Raw genomic sequence first — 17,932 nt, forward strand, 5'->3', positions numbered from 1 at the left:
CTTTTTTATTTTAAGCAGGATACTTTCTGAATAACTGCCAAATCGAGATGATCAGCAGAATACTAAAAAATACCAAAGACCACACAGGTAAAGACTGACCTAGGAAAGTCCAGTCTACTACCGCACATTCGCCTGATCCTGACAGCACTTGTTGAAGCACAGTTTTAAGCGGCAAAGCATCTACCAAATAATCTAAGCCAGGCCCACAACTTGGCACTTTATCTGGAGGTAAACTCTGCAGCCAGACATGACGTGCAGCAACACACGCTGACCATAAAATCGATAATGTCCCTAGGAAAGCATATACTCGTTTTAAACCATTACGGACGGGATTGTGTAGAAACGCAATAAAAGAAATCAGCCCCAATCCGATCAGACCTAACCGTTGAAATACACACAATGGACAAGGTTCAAGACCTTGGACATGTTCGAGATACAACGCGAAGGCCATTCCAATCACACTGGCTATAAACAACAGGCCACTCACCATGCGGTAATTTTGCCACTGCATATACTTTCCTCAATATTTTTATCGATATACTTTTAGATATTCTGTAAAGCTTAAACTAGACTCTGCTTCCAACTGTTGTTGCTGTTCAAGTGATTGCACTGTGAGTTGTTCAAAATAGGTGACTTTATCCTGAGATAACACATAGTTTTGATAATGATCAGCATGTTGATGCGCGAGCACACTACCTAAGCTCCAAGTACCACTATGTTGTACTGTATCTTCTACTATTTTCGCAGAGAAGGTTTCATCCACTTCATCTACTCGTGATTGCATAATTTGCATTGCATCAGAATACAACGAGGTCGAGTGAGCTTGATCTAACGTTTCTGCTAAAGGCTGCATCTGTTTGAGATATTGATTTGCCCATGTCTCAATTTCAATTGATTGACCATTTTCAACAATGGCAGCATTTGGTGCACGCCCACGATTCACAACTTCTTGCTGGTTTTGTTCAATCACTTCAAGTTCATCATCTAGCAGTTCAGGACTGTCTTTTAATAAACAATAAAGCGCTAATACCTCAAGGAAGCCTGCAGTATCTTCATTGATACCAATTGGGCTGTATGGATTCACATCTACTGCGCGTAATTCAACATACCCTACCCCACGGTTTGCTAATGCATCAGATGGTGTTTCACCAGACTGTGGTACTTGTTTAGGACGTACAAGACTGTAGTACTCGTTTTCAATTTGCAGTACGTGATCATTAATTTGGATCGGCTCACCCGCTTCGTCATCTAATCCCAAACGACTGAAAGCAGCATAAGACGTTTTCACCGCCTTTTGTAAACCTGCTAAATATCCTTTCAAATCATTGTAATGAATACCTAACTCTTTCTGCGCCGAGTTTTGATATCCAAAGCGCCCCATACGCAATGCAGTGGCATATGGCAAATACAATGTTCCCTTAATTAAAGGCAATAAATGATGTTCACGACCCGTCATAAAACAACGACAGACCGATGGGCTTGCACCTATCAGGAACATAACCAATGGGGTTAAACGAATGAAATTTCGAATTAAAGCGAAATATCGATGGCTGCGATAATCCTGCAAACTGAGCTGTTTTAAAGCTTCATCTTGCTCGTTTGCTTGCAACTGCTGAAACAACGCATCAGGGAATGAAACATTGTAATGTACACCTGAAATCGTCTGCATACGACGACCATAACGTACACCTAAACCACGGCGGTATAAAGTTTTGAATTTACCGATATTGGATGAGCCATATTGCGCAAGACGAATGCTTTCTTCTTCATCATCCAACATACATGGCATCGACATTGGCCATAGCTTTTCACCATCTTCTAGGTGTCGATGGGTGAAAGCATGAATATCTTCTAAGTAGCTTAATGCTTCAGAAATTGAAGATTGAGGAGGGGTAATAAACTCAAGTAAGGCTTCAGAATAATCTGTCGTAATATGAGGATGAGTTAACGCAGAGCCTAAACCCTTAGGATGATCTTTCTGGGAGATAAAGCCATCACTTTGCATCCTTAGGCTTTCGCGCTCAATGCCTCGTAACATACCTTTAAACACCGTCGAATCCACCCAATTTGGTAAAATTGTTTCAGAGAGCGCTTCGGGTTGACTCATTACTTACTCGCTTATCTAGAAGAACGACTGAGATAAAAAATTATTGATTTATATCAAGTATACCGTGATTTATATTCGCAAATGCAGTTTGCATATACATTTCAGTTGGATAAACCTTTTATTTTGGCAAATTTTTAACACAATCTTAGTCTTTAAGACATCTGAAATTTGTGATTTTATTGCAGAATAAATGCTAACAAACTGTAAAGAATATGAATTATCACAACGTTATAGATTTTTGGTTCAGTGCTGAAACTCAACCGCATTGGTTTGCGAAAAGCGATGCTTTCGATCAACTTATTCAAGCGCAATTTGGTCACACCATCCAACAAGCTGCCGCAGGCGAACTATGGACATGGCGGGAAACTGCTTTAGGACGCTTAGCAGAAATCATTGTCTTGGATCAATTTTCCCGTAATGTTTATCGTGGCAAACCTGAATCTTTTGCCCAAGATCCATTAGCACTTGGGCTAGCTCAAGAAGCGGTTCGTCTTGGCTTAGATCTCGAACTGGAACCTGAACAACGTAGCTTCTTATATATGCCTTTCATGCATAGCGAATCAAAAATCATTCACACTCAAGCACTTCGTCTGTTTGAGGCATTAGGCAACCCTGTAAATTTAGACTTTGAGAAGAAGCATCAAGTCATCATTGAACGTTTCGGTCGCTATCCTCATCGTAATGAAATTTTAAATCGTCTCTCTACACCTGAGGAAATAGAATTTTTAAAACAGCCAAACAGTAGCTTCTAAATTGATATTGATACAACAGACTTCAGGAGAGCGAAATGAAGAACTTATGCATGATTTTGGGATTATCTGGCATGATCCTGCTGTCTGGTTGTGTCACGACGCCAAGTAAACCGCCTACATTTGATCAGCTTGGGCAATTCGCAACTATTCCCTTGAACCAATCAACGTATCGTATTAGTTTTCAAGGCTCATCCAACATGAGCTATGGTACAGCTGAAGAAATAACCTTACTTAAAGCTGCACAAACAACGGTCAAACAGGGCTTTCATTTTTTTAAAGTCCAAGATGATCCAAGCAATCGCACACAACAACCACCTCGTCAAGCTGTGGTTTATTCCAATCCTTACCCGTATGGTTATGGATATCGTAGACATCCTATGTTCTTTGATCCTTTTTATGATGTGCCACAGGTGGTCAGTTTAGAGCCAGTTCAAGTAGCCTATACCATCACCTGTTTTAAAGATCAAAAAACAGCACCTCAAGATGCTTTTGATGCACGTTTAATTTTACAGGCCTTAGGGTCTAAATATGGTTTAAGTGCTACAGGCGACGTACTGCCTGTACAAACACAGCCTTCTCTATCACAATAAAATAATATTAATACAACAGCTTACATAGGAATTATGCATGAGTGCATCACCAACAATGACTACCCCTAGTCTGGATCGAAGCAAACGATTTGCCATGATCGCACTGGTTGTCGCTGTATTGGCTTGGATATCGCTCATGGTGGCTGCCAAAATTTTTCCAGAATATGTTTGGCTTATTCATATTTTAATGTTGTCTGCTGAAGCAGGTGTGGTTGGTGGTTTAGCAGATTGGTATGCCATTACGGTTTTGTTTCGGAACCCATTCGGTCGTATCCCTATTCCTAAGTTTTTAAAAGATCACACCGAAATTATTCCACGTAACAAAGCGCGTATTGCAGAATCCATGGGACGTTTTGTTCAAGAAAACTTCCTATCGCCACAAATTGTGGCAAAAAGCTTGAGTCAAACAGATGTGAGTTTGGCAGTAGGACAATGGCTAGCCAATCCAGATAACAATCGTCAAGTGACTCAAGTGATTCAACAGACAGTGCCTAAAGTTTTTGAGTTTGTTGGACAAGAACAAGTCGGTAGGTTTATTCAAACTAACAGTGTGCAATGGGTAAAGAACACTCAAATCAATACCCTGGCCAGTGAAATGATTCGTGCCGTATTAGAAAATGACTTCCACCAAGATGTTTTACAACGTGGTCTCGATGTTGCGCACGGTTGGGTGACTTCACATCCTGAACAAACTCGGGAGCTAACCCGCACCCTATTTAAAGAACTCGGAGTGTGGCGTTTAGCCAAAGGCGCAAGTTGGATCGGTATCGATGTTCAACAAAGAACGATTGACTCTTTAATAGAGCGTGTCGAGTCAATGTTGGCAGATCCAGAGCACCCATGGCGTCAAAAAATAGAGAGTATTGCACAGCATTTAATGACTGAACTGGCAAATCCTGAAAGTCAGGCGAGTCTTAAATTAAATGAAACTAAAAATGCATTGTTAGATAGTCCTCAAGTTTTAAATTTTATTACTGGTGCCGTCGTCATTCTGTGCAACGCCATTCGTGAAGATTTGGAGAAAGCAGATTCAGGTATAGCTGAAAATTTACGTGTTGCGATTCAACAAGTCGGTCAAAACATCATTTCCAATCCTGCATTACGCCAATTATTAAATGAAAAAATGAGTTCAATGGCAGTCAATCTCAGTGATCAATACAGCGAAAAAGTCATTTTATTTATCAGTGAACGCATTCACGAATGGGACTCACGAGAAATGATTGATAAGATTGAAAGTGAAGTGGGTGGTGACCTACATATGATCCGCGTCAACGGTGTTGTCGTTGGTGCATTTATCGGTTTGGTATTAGGGATCATCCGAGCAGCAGTTGAATTTTTGATTTAACTTAGAAATGAAATTTAAATTTGGTCGCTGACTAAAATTTAATTCATTGTGAATTGACCTCATAAAAAAGCCCATTTCTGCATGAATGGGCTGTATTTATTATTCTTAGTCATTCAAATAACTAAGCTCTCACTAGAGTCATTTCTCTGCTTTATCTTATATAAACTACAATAATATTATGAAGTTATATCACTTTTTTACGATTTAAATGTGAAATAATATCTTGATAAGAGTCTACTTTACAAAAATAAGCTGGAGAGTTCTTTCTCACTTCTTCTGAAGGTTGAAATAAAAAACCATAATCAACTAAATGCAACATCGAAAAATCATTAAATGCATCACCGATCGCAATACTATTGGTCATTGAAACGTTTTCTTTTTGGAACTTTACAATAATTTCATGTTTCCCTTTATCTCGAGTATATAGAACATTTTCTATAAATCCATCTGGTCCAATCTCTAAGTGATGACAATATGTATTTTTAACAGGAAGATTTAATTTTTCAAAAAAGGGAAATAAAAACTCATAAAAGCAATCTGAAATAATTTTAACTTCAAAATTTTCAGCCTTTTGCAAATATTCTAAAAACTCCTTAGCATCTGGAATAACATCCAGTTCTTTAATGTCATTGATTAATTGTTTTAAAGGAATTTTATTTTCTTTCAGTAAATTAATTCTAAATTCCATCAGAGACTTATAGTCTGCGACTTCTCGAGTTGTAATCGCCAACTCTGGGATATTGTATACATTTGAAAAGTGTTTCCATATTTCAGGGACAAGAACACCTTCCATGTCGATAAAAGCCATCTTTTTCATATTGCTACCCTATTACTGAAATTTAGCAAACAGAAGTGCTATCCCTAGCAGACATAATACAGTCCCAATCACTCTGTTAATCTGTACTTGCTTAGCTAACATTTTCTGTCTTAAAACAATCGATGAAAAAAGCAAAGCCACCAATCCAAACCATAAAAAATGAGCAAAAGACATAAATAGCCCATAACCGACCAGAATCGCTTTAGGCGTACTCACACTGATGATTTGAGTGTATGTACTAATCACAAATAAAGTCGTTTTAGGATTAAGTGCATTGGTGAAAAAGCCATATTTCACTGCTTGAAAAGGATTAATTGCAGCAGTTGATGACGTCTCGACAACCGAACTTTGTACAAAAGTTTTATAACCGATATAGATGAGATAGATCGCTCCAATATACTTCACAATATTTAGAATTTGAGGTGTATACGCCATGACAAATGCGACAGCAATGAGCGTATAAGTCACATGAATCAACACACCTAAAGAGATTCCCAGTGAAGTGAGAACACCTATCCTTCTACCATATAAGTAACTGTTTTTTGTCACGATAGCGAAATCAGCACCAGGACTCACAACAGCAAGTATGGTGATGAGAATAACTGCTATAAACTCACCCATTCATTATGCCTTTTTAAACGTGATCACTAATACATCTCTTAATCCAATATCACCCAACGTAAAATCATTGACTTTGATTTCCGTTACGCTGTGATAGACCTGATGATCATCCACAAGTGCGATATCTAAAAAATTTTCAAGCATAAATTCTGCTTTCAAATTCTTATTTAAGTCATAAATTCGGGTCATTCCACCCTGAACATTTTGACGGTTGATCATGGCCATTAAAACGAAATCCACCCCATCGCGATGTATCCCTTCAGGGGTTGGCTTACCACTATCGTTAAATTTTGCTTCAATGCGAAATTGATGCGCTTCGATAAACCAATTTTCAGTTTCAATTTCTGAAAAGGTGAGATATGCGAATTGTAGTAAATTTCTAAAAATTGGATTTTCAATTGTATTTTTATCAATCTCTGAAAAATATCTCGCAATTCCACCATTCAAAGTGTTGTATTCAATCGTCTGAAAATGAGGAATATAAGAATTTTTCAGTAAAATTTTATGCTTATCATTAATAGTAAAAGTTGCATGTTTTCTTGTTCGATATTTACCTTTATCCGACATAAATTGATCTAAATCTAGAGCGTTCCAACTGTCTATAAAATCACTGACATCTTGCTCATTAACATCGTGAAAATTATTATTTTTCTGTATTTCTTGGAATGTATTTAAATCAATAAACGCATAACCCTTTTTGATTATCTCTTTTGAATATGTGTATTCATCGAGATGCTGCTTGTTAAATGGACTGAATTTTAATATATTTTCCATTGTATTAGCTTTATTTTGCTTTTGGTAATCTTCATTTTGAACAAAAGTTAAAAAAATAAAATCAATAAAATCGACTAAAAATATATGAGTTTTTGGAATGATAGAGAAAATATCTTTGAATTCACTGAAGTTTTTTTATTTTGTCGCTAAATACAGCAGTGTCACGATTGCAGCAAAGAAATTATTTGTTACGCAAAGTGCCGTCAGTAAGCAAATTTACAATCTCGAAGAAATATTAAATATCACATTATTTGAACGGCGAAATAAAACCTTGATACTCACCAAAGAAGGAGAAACTCTTTTTCATTGCGCTCAGAATATTTTCAATCAATTGGATGATTGTTTAATTGGACTAACTCAAAATAAAACTGAAAACAAACAATTGGTACTGTCCTGTGAACCAACCATTTCGATGAAGTGGTTAATTCCACGACTTGTTGAATTTAAAAAACTTGGACATGATTTTGAAGTGGTTTTGCTCACAGGTGGTGGTGTAGTCGACTTTGAAAAAGATAATATCGATATCGCAATACGAAGAAATGATTTTGAATGGGGATCGCATCTGTTTAGTGAGAAAATTGGCGATGAATATATTGTGGCAGTCCAAGCATCTCACCACCCTAAAACCAAAGAATTGTTAATTTCTAAATCACGCCCTTATTTTTCAAAAAAATTACACCAATTGGATGAACTCAAAGATATTTTGAAGAAACATTCCAAAATAGAATTAGAGCATTTTTACTTATGTTTAGAAGGCTGCTTGGCTGGCCTAGGAAAGACGATCATTTCTATCTACATGATTGAAAAAGAATTAGAGCTCAAGTCTGTAAAAAAAATAACACCAATTCTTCAGGATGGTTCTGCCTATTATCTACTGTCCCATACTAGATTTATTGAAGATCCTCGGAAGATTATTTTTTTAAATTGGTTAAAAAATGAAATGAAGCAAAGTCAGATCAATCATTTTTAACATGAGATCACATAGATCATCTAAGGTTTTAAACTTAATTGAAGATCATTAGAATCTTATGAAAATTAAAACGAATATGTCGCAGATATTTGTATTTAGTGCAGGCATTTCAACTGCTAAACTACGAAGAAACGGGCTAAATATTACTATCCAGCATGATTAAAATTGAATCTAAATTACCAGACTTAGGTGTCACTATTTTTAGCGTGATGTCAGCACTCGCCCAAAAGTTGAACGCGTTAAATCTTTCTCAAGGTTTTCCTGATTTTCCACCTCCTCCTGAATTAATTGCAGCTTTAGCTCAAGCCACACAACAAGGCTATAACCAATATCCACCTGGTGACGGTCTGCTGAGTTTAAGACAAAAAATTGCAGCCCAATTCTGCCAACGAGACCAAGTCGATTTAGACCCGATCAGCGAAATCACCATTACACCTGGTGCAACGACTGCAATTTTGTGTGCGATTCAAGCTGTTGTAAATGCTGGAGATGAAGTAATTATTTTCGATCCTGCTTATGATAGTTATGCACCTGCAGTGAAACTCGCTGGGGCGCAAGCGATCCATATCAACTTGGTACATCCAGACTTCCATGTTGACTGGAATGTGGTGAAAGATCGAATAAATGAACGAACGCGATTAATCATTGTAAATACACCACATAATCCCTCAGGTGCAATTTGGTCCAAGCAAGATTGGCAACAACTGATCGAGTTGATTCAGGATAAAAACATTTGTGTACTTTCTGACGAGGTCTATGAACATTTAGTGTTTGATGGTCAACAACATTATTCTGCGCTTAGTTTTCCTGAACTTCGAGATCGTAGTTTTGTGATTGGTTCATTCGGAAAAACGTTTCATGTTACTGGTTGGAAAACTGGATATTGCGTTGCACCTCAGGCACTGATGAAAGTATTTCGTCAAATTTATCAATTTGCCAATTTCTGTGGTGTCCATCCGATTCAAGTCGCGCTTAATCAATTCATCGAACAACATCCTGAACATATTTTAGATCTCCCCAATTTTTATCAAGCTAAACGTGACTTATTCATCCATGGAATTCAACATTCAAAATTTCAATATCTGCCGTCACCAGGAACTTATTTTCAAAATTTAGATTTCAGTACACTAAGACCTGAGCTCACAGATATAGAAATGTGCCAATATCTTGCAGAACAACACAAACTGGTAGCGATTCCTATATCAGTGTTTTATCAACAGCCACCTCAAGATCTGAAGCTCATTCGAGTCTGTTTTGCAAAACAAGAAGAAACCTTGCATCTTGCAGGAGAAATTTTAACGAAGGTTCAATCACAATAACGAAAAGAGATGCAACGGATTACTTTATTACTAAAGCAATTTGAATGATAAGGTGCTAAGGTCAATCCGTTGATATAGAAAATAATAATGGATAAGACTTATATATGGCGAGAACCTTACGGCCGATTGATGAACCTGGTTTCTGGAAAGTTTTTTTAGTTTTTTTAGTTCCGCTGATTGCAACCAATATCCTGCAAAATTTATCAGGCACAATTAATACGATCTTCGTCGGGCAAATGATGGGCGTCCAAGCAATTGCTGCTGTTTCAGTCTTCTTCCCTATTTTGTTCTGTCTCTTGGCTTTTGTAATTGGGCTTTCGGCTGGCTCGACGGTATTAGTTGGTCAAGCGTGGGGAGCACAAAATTTAGAAAAAGTTCGAGCAGTTGTCGGCTCTACTATTTTTATGACATTGATCGGCGGGACGATTATTGCCATTTTAGGTGTTCTATCTGCACGCCACATTCTTGAGGCCTTGGGCACAGACCCAAGTGTCATGCATTTATCTTTGCCTTATGTTCAATGGATGTTAGCAGGTAGTCCACTCCTCTTTATCTATATTATTTATACCTCTATCTTACGTGGTGTCGGTGATAGCATTACACCTCTCATCGCTTTGGGAATGACCAGTCTAATTGGGCTCTTTATTACTCCTGTTCTCATCGCTGGATATTTTGGATTTCCTCAATTGGGTATCATTGCACCCGCCATCGCTACGATTGTGGGTTATCTGGCCGTCCTTATTTTTCTGTACGTTTATTTAAATAAAAAAAATCATCCATTACGTCCAGATTTAGCAATGTGTAAACATGTACGCCACAATCCTGAACTGAGCAAAATTATTCTCAGGCTTGGTGTTCCTACAGGCATTCAAATGGTCACGACCTCTGTGGCAGGATTAGTCATTGTCGGCTTGGTCAATCGCTATGGATCAGAAGCAACAGCTGCTTATGGCGCAGTTAATCAGGTTTTGAACTACATCCAATTCCCTGCTCTGTCTATCGCAATTGCTGCCTCTATTTTTGGGGCCCAAGCGATCGGTGCAGGTAAAGCGGATTCTTTATCACGTGTAACTAAAACAGCACTGAGGATGAATTTTGTCTTTACAGGCGGGCTCGTAATCTTGGCTTATTTGTTCTCAAAATATCTCATGGCATTATTTATTACAGATGAAAAAGTTGTGATACTCGGGCAACAATTATTGTTTATTGTGCTGTGGTCAATTTTATTTTTTGGCGCGAGTGCTATTTTCGCCTCAATTATGCGTGCAAGTGGCACTGTGACTATGCCAATGATCATCAATATTGTAGCCATACTCTGTATTGAACTCCCAGCAGCTTATCTATTTAGCGCATGGTGGGGGCTGACGGGAATCTGGTACGCTTATGCTTTGGCTTTCGTTTGCTTATGTGTGATGCAAGGTTTGTATTATCAATTTGTTTGGAAAAAGAAAACTGTTCAAGTACTGATTTAAATTAAAAATCAAGAAAATAAAAAACCCGCATGACGCGGGTTTTTTTAACGATTATTTAGAATCGAAACGTTTACTCATTTTAGTCGCAAATGCAGTCACTTTTTGATAGCCCGTTGGCATCACACGTTGCATTAAATCAATCACTTTCGCATCGTTACCAATCAGTAAACGACGGCGATCTTTTTGCACTGCTTCTAGAATTTGACGCGCTGCTTCTTCAGGTGGACAACGTAATAATTTATCGAATGTCTGTGCAGATTTCTGTGGATTCATGCCCAAAGATTTTAAACTGTCATTCATTTTTGCAGCTTTCGCAATATTGGTACGAATGCCACCTGGATGTACGCAAAGCGCGCTCACACCCACATTTTCAATATCTAGCTCTTGACGAAGAGATTCAGTGAAACCACGTACAGCAAATTTAGTTGCATTATAAGCAGACTGAGTTGGTTGCGCAGTTAAACCGAATAGACTTGAAATGTTGATAATGTGTCCATCACCTGTTTTCTTAATATATGGTAAGAATTCTTTGGTGCCGTACACGACACCCCAAAAGTTAATGTTAACAATCCATTCCAACTCTTCGTATGTTGCGCCTTCAACGGTCGAACCCAATGCCACCCCAGCATTGTTGAAAATCATGTTCACTGAACCATGATTCTGTACAGTTTCAGCCGCCCATGCTTTAACTTCGTCACGATTCGCAACATCTACTTTCTTGGTTGTGACTCGTACATTTGCATTCTTCGTCAGTTCAACAGTTTCTGCTAAGCCCTTTTCATTTACGTCACTTAAAGACAAATGACAACCTTGCTTAGCCAGTAACACCGCAAGTTGTTGACCAATACCAGAACCTGCACCTGTGATTGCAGCCACTTTGTTTTTAAAATTTTTCATTGTGAATCCTTTTTTTGATTTTTATGCACCACAGCGTTGATCTGGGTCATTCATGTTCACTATAATTTTGACAATTATTATTGTCAATGTAACTATCGACCATTTTTATTGTTACTATAGGCCAATTTAGTATCTTTAGCTGATCGGTAATCTATACTGACCGCAGCATAACACTTTTATAAAAAGACTCGAATTGCTATGAACCCAGAGAACCTCACTCCATCAGAACACGAGCAAGCGATTGAAAAGCCTCCTGCAAAAGAGCGTCAATTTAAAGGGATGTCCTTAACTGAGCGCAAACAAGCGCGTCGTGAGAAACTTATTGAAGCGGGTATTGAAGCATATGGAACTCATGGTTTTTTCTCAGTAACCGTTAAAGATATTTGCACACAAGCGAAATTAACTGAACGTTACTTTTATGAATCTTTTAAGAAAAGTGAAAACTTATTCCAAACGATCTTTTTAGAACTGATTGAGAAGCTTCAACAAACATTAATGCAAGCTATTATGAAAGCCTCTCCTGAGCCTCTAAACATGATTGATGCAGGTCTAAATGCATTCTTTAGTTTTTTAGAAGATGATCCGCGTACCGCTCGGATTATTTATATTGATGCAATGCTCGTCCAAGAACTTCATAATCATGCAACCATTCAAGAAACAATGGGCCGTTTCGACCGAATGATTCATGCCTTTGTCACATTGATGATGCCACATACCCATCTCACTGAAAAAGAGATCTCCTTGATTGCAACTGGTCTAAATGGCTATGTCACTCAAGTTGCTGTTCGCTGGGTGGTGGGTGGTTTTAAATTTCCACGTGCTGAGGTCGTTCAGGCATGTAAAACTGTTTTTCTCGCCCTATTGAATGATCTAATGAAAAAGTAGCATCAAATTAAGATGAAGAAATTGTGACAAATCGTAAGTAAATTTAAGATATTGATTTAATTCATGATTAATGAATATCAATGAGACAAAATATCAGCTTAATTGTCACAAAACATTGCTATATTTAACTTCGATTTCCATCTTGCAATGATACTGTCATAATTAATCTTTGTAATAAGCCTGTCATAAATATAAAACGGTTCACCGTTCATCATAGGATATTGCGTTGTGAAAGATGACTACATTTTAATTGTCGACGACGAGCTCCCAATTCGGGAAATGATCCATACTTCTTTAGATATGGCAGGCTTTCAATGCTTGGAAGCAGAAGATGCGAAACAAGCACATCAAATGATTGTTGATCAACGTCCAGCGCTTATCCTACTCGACTGGATGTTACCGGGTGGCGTGAGTGGCGTAGATTTGTGTCGTCGCCTTAAGCGTGATGAAACACTTTCAGAAATTCCAGTCATTATGTTGACTGCGCGTGGCGAAGAAGACCATAAAGTTCAAGGTCTTGATGCTGGTGCAGATGACTATATGACGAAACCATTTTCAACACGTGAGTTGGTATCCCGTATTAAAGCGGTGTTAAGACGTGCAAATGCGTTAAATGGCGAAAAAACCATTGATGCAAATGGCTTAATTCTTGACCCAGTAAGCCAACGTGTCAGCTATAATCAAAATATTCTTGATATGGGGCCAACAGAATATCGTCTATTGGCATTCTTTATGACTCATCCAGAACGTGCCTATACCCGTGCTCAATTACTTGATCAGGTATGGGGTGGAAATGTGTATATTGAAGACAGAACCATCGACGTCCATATCCGTCGCTTACGTAAAGTGCTCGAACCTTATGGTGCAGACCGTTATGTTCAAACTGTGCGTGGTACTGGCTATCGTTTTTCAACACGAGCTGATGTTGCTTTAGGTTAATTTAGATTTTATGTACGAACCCTACCCCGTCCCAGAATTGGCACGTGAACATCAAAAGTTTCTATATAGCAGTTTATGGACTTTTGCCAAGCAAGACTTACGTTTACTGGTATTTCTACTGATTATTGCGGGCTGTATCGGGTTAGGGATTGGCTATCTTTGGATATGCTTAGGCATTGCCTGTCTCATATTTTTTGGTATCCAATTACGCTCATTATATTTAGTCAATGATTGGATTTCGAATCGTCCTTACGATGTACCACCAAATTTAAATGGAATCTGGGGGGCATTACTGTTCAATGTATATCGGTCTCAACGCCAAGAACGTATTGTACAGTCTGAAATGGTTGGACTGATCGATCGGACCCAATCTTCTCTTGTGGCTTTATCAGAGGCGATTATTCTTACGGATGATTCCCATCAAATCGAATGGTGGAATCCTGCTGCGGAAAAGTTATTTGGCATTCAAGCTGTTGATCGTGGCCGCAACCTGCTCACGATTATTCGCCAACCTGATTTTATTGAATATTTTCATAATACCCATCAAGCACCAGATGGTGTAAAAATTAAATTGGTGAATCATGATAATAAGTATGCGCAAATCAAACTGACTCGCTTTGGCAATGAAAGTCGCCTCTTAGTTGCGCACGACATTACCCGTATGAAAAATCTCGAGCAAATGCGTTCAGATTTTGTTGATAATATTTCACATGAATTAAGAACACCACTCACAGTGTTAAGTGGGTATATCGAAACATTCACAGATCAAGAAGATATCAATCCGCGCTGGAAACGTGCCTTTGAGCAAATGCAATCGCAAACTAAACGCATGAATGCATTGGTCAATGATCTTTTGCTTTTGTCTCGTTTAGAAAATGAAAAACAAATTGCGAAAAATCAAATTATCGAAATGCCAAGTTTAATGAACCATCTTTTCGATGATGCGCAAGCTTACAATATTGATTATGGTCATACACTTAACCTTGATATAGACAGCCACTGTGACTTAATTGGTTCAGATATGGAATTGGCGAGTGCGTTTAGTAACTTAATTACCAATGCCATAAAGTACACCCCGAAAGGTGGCACCATCACCATCGGCTGGCATGATGATGGGGAACGTGGCTATTTTTCTGTTCAGGATACTGGTATTGGAATTGATCCAAAACACTTACCGCGTTTAACTGAGCGTTTTTATCGTGTGGATAGTGCACGCAGTCGTCAAACAGGTGGTACTGGTTTAGGCCTTGCCATCGTTAAGCACGTACTTATGCAACATGGCGCACATATTGAAATCGAGTCGAAAGAAAACGAAGGCTCTACATTTATTGCCGTGTTTCCCAAAGAACGCTTGTATAAAATGCACGAATAAAAAAAAGCGCCTAAGGCGCTTTTTTTAGTCAGAAGATACACTCAAATAAGATGACCTAACGCTTCACCCATTACTACAGTTGAGTTCGCCTTAAATGCTTGGTCCCATTGCATTTTATCTTTCTCAAACAAAACTACAGCCGTTGAACCCAAATAAAAACGTCCGAGCTCATCACCTTTTTCAAGTTTCATCGCATGATGGTTCAGCTCTAAGCGACCCGTTGGTTTTACTTTACCTGTCGCAACAGTTTCAATTCCAGCAACAATCATTGCGCCAACTAAAACAACAGCCATACGACCAACATCAGTATCGAATAAACATACCATTCGTTCATTACGTGCAAACAAACCCGGAATATTTTCAGCTGTAGTTTGGTTGACTGAAAATAATTCACCTGGAATATATAAAGTTTCAGTCAATGTACCAGAATAAGGCATATGCACACGATGATAATCACGCGGTGATAAGTACACTGTTGCAAATTCACCATTTTTGAATGGTGCTGCCAATTGAGGATCACCAATTAACTTTTCAACTGAAAAGCTTTGACCTTTTGCCTGAAAAATATCGCCCTCATTGATTTTACCCAATTGTGAAATTGCACCGTCTGCAGGTGACACGACACTTTTAGGATTAGGATCAATTGAACGAACGCCTGTTTTCAAAGAGCGAGTGAAAAACTCATTAAAGGATTTAAATTTCAAGGCATTTTGTTGCTCAGCAATTGACATATCAATGCCATATTTTGCTTTAAATGCTTGAATGACAACATTCTTTAATACTGGGTTTTCACTGGCTGCGACTTTACCTACCAAACGGCTGAGTTTTTGTTGCGGGACGATTTGCTGCGCTTGAATAAATAGTTTCTTTTTTAAATTTGTCAGACTCACTCAGGTGACTCTCCAGTAATGATTGGACTGTCGAGGCGGTTGCCCCACTCGCTCCACGCACCATCATAAGCTTGGATATCCCAACCCAGTAATCGACCAATAATGTAAGCTAAACCTGAACGGTGATGAGACTGACAATATACGACGACTGGCTGATCAAATTGAAAGCCCAATTGTTCTAAACGTTGTTGCGTGCGTTCTAAGGGGTGCAATTTTAAATGATTTTGACGATTAAGTGCAGTACTCCACTCAAAATGTCTAGCCGTTGGAATATGTCCACCACGACGTGCCGCGAGACGTTGCCCGGTATACTCCTCAGCCGTTCGGCAGTCCCATACTTGGCAAGTTTTATTTTCAATTTTTTTTATTAAAGTTGAATAATCAATACGGTGTTGATCAACATTGGATGTCTTAACTTGAAAAAGACATGTGACTGGCTGAACCTCTTCAACTTCTGAAGAAGTAGGATAGTTGGCGCCTAACCATGCATGAATACCACCATTTAATAAACTGGTGTTATAAAAACCCATACAGTGTAGATTCCAGATCAGTCGACCAGCCCATGCCCCACCTTCATCATCATAGACCACGACATGATGCTCAGGTGATATGTTTAATATCTGTACTAGCTGCTGAAGCCCTTCATCATCAGGCAATAAACCCGTAGCTTGTTCCTCTTGGCGCACTAAAAATTTTGGCTTCAGATGTATAGCATGCGGAATATGTAATTGCTCATAGACCGAACTTCGGGTCAAATCAACAATACGTAACTTTTCACTTCCTAAATGAGGAACAAGTTGTTCTGCTTCAATGAGCAGCCCGAAATCAAAAGCGTTAGTGGTCATATTTATTGAATAGTTCTATTGGCCTTGTTCAAATCTTAGCACAAGACTTTTTCAAAATTATTCTGATTTTTTGCATGGTATTAGCAAAAAATCAGAAAAGGGAAATTATGCTTGAGGAGACTCAACATCAAATACCTGACGCAAATATGCGAGGAAGGTATCATTATCAGTCATGGTTTTTCCTGGACTATCAGAGAGTTTAGCTACTGATTGACCATTGCACTCGACTAACTTTAAAACAATATTCAAAGCAGTTTGTCCCATATCATTGGTGAGGTTAGTACCAATCCCGAAACTGACTTGGAAACGATCTTTAAAATATTGATGCAAATCCCATGCCTTCTCTAAGTTTAGACCATCACTGAAAGTGAGCATTTTAGTTTTGCTGTCAATTTTTAATTTTTTATAATGTGCGTAGGCTTTATCGCCCCACGTATATGGATCACCACTGTCATGTCGTAGACCATCAAACAATTTGGCAAAATACAAATCAAAGTCTCTTAGGAATGCATCCATACCAACAACATCTGTCAGTGCAATGCCTAAATCTCCGCGATATTCCTGCACCCAAGTTTCAAGTGCAGCTTTTTGGAAATCACGTAAGCGAACATCCAGTGCTTGGAAAGCTTGTAAAAATTCATGTGCCATCGTACCAATTGGTGTAATACCCAACTGCTTTGCCAATAAAACATTACTTGTGCCACGAAAAATATGTGGTGCAGCCTTATTAAACTCTTCTACCACATGTTTTTGCCAGTCAAAACTATAGCGACGGCGTGTTCCAAAATCGGAAACAAGAAATGGTGGATCATTCGGTTGTTGACTACTTTCATAGTGTTTCAACAATTCAATTTTAGCTTTAAGACGGCGCTCTCCTTCTGCCAATACCTGCTCATCGCGAATACGACGAAAATAGAGTTCATTGACAATTGCAAGTACGAAAATTTCAAACATCATTGCTTGAACCATAGGTCCTTCGATACGGATATCTAAACGGCCTTGATCATCGATACTGGCTTTAATAAAGCGGCGCTTAAGTTGAAATAATTCTAAATAGTCTACAAAATCACTTTTAATAAAGCGCAAACTTCTTAAATATTGTAATTCGTCTTCTTTAAATTTGAGCTGACACAGTAAATCTAACTGTTCGTTCAGTTCCTCTAATATATCCACGAGTGGATAGGCTGTATCTTCAAGGTTACGACAACGAAATTGATAGACACTATCCGTTTGAGGAAATTGATGTAATACCACTTGTAACATCGTGAATTTATACAAGTCAGTATCAAGTAAGGATTGAATAATGGCAGACATATTATTTTTCAGTTTTTAGCAAC

18 protein-coding genes are annotated in these 17,932 nt (G+C 38.4%); 9 read left to right on the forward strand and 9 right to left on the reverse strand.

Features of this window, described 5'->3' with window-relative positions; genetic code table 11:
• Positions 1-10 precede the first annotated feature (10 nt).
• Positions 11-511: a disulfide bond formation protein B gene (locus AC1M9P_RS05185; protein WP_035264777.1), complete on the reverse strand. Its 501-nt coding sequence runs from the start codon at positions 509-511 to the stop codon at positions 11-13.
• Positions 512-529: 18 nt separating this feature from the next.
• Positions 530-2,107 carry a glutamate--cysteine ligase gene (gene gshA, locus AC1M9P_RS05190; RefSeq protein ID WP_481586902.1) on the reverse strand — a complete coding sequence of 526 codons (1,578 nt, stop codon included), beginning with the start codon at positions 2,105-2,107 and terminating at the stop codon, positions 530-532.
• A 212-nt stretch (positions 2,108-2,319) separates the two neighbouring features.
• Here gshA and AC1M9P_RS05195 point away from each other — a divergent pair, with 212 nt between their 5' ends.
• Genes AC1M9P_RS05195 through AC1M9P_RS05205 form a run of 3 tightly spaced genes read left to right on the forward strand, consistent with a single transcriptional unit; the run spans position 2,320 to position 4,794 of the window.
• Positions 2,320-2,859 (forward strand): DUF924 family protein, encoded by a 540-nt coding sequence (locus tag AC1M9P_RS05195; protein ID WP_481586903.1) that lies wholly within the window; start codon positions 2,320-2,322, stop codon positions 2,857-2,859.
• Positions 2,860-2,894: 35 nt separating this feature from the next.
• A complete protein-coding gene (locus AC1M9P_RS05200) occupies positions 2,895-3,449 on the forward strand; it encodes a CC0125/CC1285 family lipoprotein (protein ID WP_481586904.1) in 555 nt (184 codons plus the stop codon).
• Between the two features lie 37 nt (positions 3,450-3,486).
• Positions 3,487-4,794 (forward strand): DUF445 domain-containing protein, encoded by a 1,308-nt coding sequence (locus tag AC1M9P_RS05205; RefSeq protein ID WP_481586905.1) that lies wholly within the window; start codon positions 3,487-3,489, stop codon positions 4,792-4,794.
• Positions 4,795-4,978: 184 nt separating this feature from the next.
• On the opposite strand, the gene thrH is transcribed toward AC1M9P_RS05205, so the two are convergent.
• The 3 genes from thrH to AC1M9P_RS05220 are packed head-to-tail and all read right to left on the reverse strand — an operon-like array spanning position 4,979 to position 7,006.
• Positions 4,979-5,611 carry a bifunctional phosphoserine phosphatase/homoserine phosphotransferase ThrH gene (thrH, locus tag AC1M9P_RS05210; protein WP_481586906.1) on the reverse strand — a complete coding sequence of 211 codons (633 nt, stop codon included), beginning with the start codon at positions 5,609-5,611 and terminating at the stop codon, positions 4,979-4,981.
• A gap of 12 nt (positions 5,612-5,623) precedes the next feature.
• Positions 5,624-6,232 carry a LysE family translocator gene (locus tag AC1M9P_RS05215; protein WP_481586907.1) on the reverse strand — a complete coding sequence of 203 codons (609 nt, stop codon included), beginning with the start codon at positions 6,230-6,232 and terminating at the stop codon, positions 5,624-5,626.
• A 3-nt stretch (positions 6,233-6,235) separates the two neighbouring features.
• On the reverse strand, positions 6,236-7,006 hold the full coding sequence (locus AC1M9P_RS05220; protein WP_179999648.1) for a 2OG-Fe dioxygenase family protein: 771 nt from the start codon (positions 7,004-7,006) through the stop codon (positions 6,236-6,238).
• A 97-nt stretch (positions 7,007-7,103) separates the two neighbouring features.
• On the opposite strand from AC1M9P_RS05220, the gene AC1M9P_RS05225 reads away from it, so the two are divergent.
• From AC1M9P_RS05225 to AC1M9P_RS05235, 3 genes are all read left to right on the forward strand, one after another.
• A complete protein-coding gene (locus AC1M9P_RS05225) occupies positions 7,104-7,976 on the forward strand; it encodes a LysR family transcriptional regulator (RefSeq protein WP_035264791.1) in 873 nt (290 codons plus the stop codon).
• A gap of 155 nt (positions 7,977-8,131) precedes the next feature.
• Positions 8,132-9,295, forward strand: coding sequence for a methionine aminotransferase (locus AC1M9P_RS05230; protein ID WP_481586908.1), 1,164 nt, complete (start codon positions 8,132-8,134; stop codon positions 9,293-9,295).
• Positions 9,296-9,399: 104 nt separating this feature from the next.
• Positions 9,400-10,767 (forward strand): MATE family efflux transporter, encoded by a 1,368-nt coding sequence (locus tag AC1M9P_RS05235; protein ID WP_481586909.1) that lies wholly within the window; start codon positions 9,400-9,402, stop codon positions 10,765-10,767.
• A gap of 51 nt (positions 10,768-10,818) precedes the next feature.
• Here AC1M9P_RS05235 and AC1M9P_RS05240 read toward each other — a convergent pair whose 3' ends face one another.
• On the reverse strand, positions 10,819-11,664 hold the full coding sequence (locus AC1M9P_RS05240; RefSeq protein WP_035264797.1) for an SDR family NAD(P)-dependent oxidoreductase: 846 nt from the start codon (positions 11,662-11,664) through the stop codon (positions 10,819-10,821).
• Between the two features lie 198 nt (positions 11,665-11,862).
• On the opposite strand from AC1M9P_RS05240, the gene AC1M9P_RS05245 reads away from it, so the two are divergent.
• The 3 genes from AC1M9P_RS05245 (at position 11,863) to phoR (ending at position 14,860) form a co-directional block, all read left to right on the forward strand.
• Positions 11,863-12,549: a TetR/AcrR family transcriptional regulator gene (locus AC1M9P_RS05245; RefSeq protein ID WP_481586910.1), complete on the forward strand. Its 687-nt coding sequence runs from the start codon at positions 11,863-11,865 to the stop codon at positions 12,547-12,549.
• Between the two features lie 228 nt (positions 12,550-12,777).
• Positions 12,778-13,488: a phosphate regulon transcriptional regulator PhoB gene (gene phoB, locus AC1M9P_RS05250; protein WP_035264799.1), complete on the forward strand. Its 711-nt coding sequence runs from the start codon at positions 12,778-12,780 to the stop codon at positions 13,486-13,488.
• Between the two features lie 10 nt (positions 13,489-13,498).
• The gene (phoR, locus tag AC1M9P_RS05255; RefSeq protein WP_179999639.1) at positions 13,499-14,860 is read left to right on the forward strand and encodes a phosphate regulon sensor histidine kinase PhoR; all 1,362 of its coding nucleotides are present in this window, start codon (positions 13,499-13,501) and stop codon (positions 14,858-14,860) included.
• 41 nt (positions 14,861-14,901) lie between these two features.
• Here phoR and asd read toward each other — a convergent pair whose 3' ends face one another.
• The 3 genes from asd to pncB form a co-directional block, all read right to left on the reverse strand.
• Complete coding sequence (gene asd / locus AC1M9P_RS05260; protein WP_179999637.1) at positions 14,902-15,750, reverse strand: archaetidylserine decarboxylase; 849 nt, start codon at positions 15,748-15,750, stop codon at positions 14,902-14,904.
• Complete coding sequence (locus AC1M9P_RS05265) at positions 15,747-16,595, reverse strand: sulfurtransferase (protein ID WP_092766557.1); 849 nt, start codon at positions 16,593-16,595, stop codon at positions 15,747-15,749. Before AC1M9P_RS05265 ends, asd begins: the two co-directional genes overlap by 4 nt.
• Positions 16,596-16,700: 105 nt before the next feature.
• Positions 16,701-17,909, reverse strand: coding sequence for a nicotinate phosphoribosyltransferase (gene pncB / locus AC1M9P_RS05270; protein WP_481586911.1), 1,209 nt, complete (start codon positions 17,907-17,909; stop codon positions 16,701-16,703).
• Positions 17,910-17,932 lie beyond the last annotated feature (23 nt).

The sequence above is a fragment of the Acinetobacter sp. 25-47-122 genome (assembly GCF_056779695.1).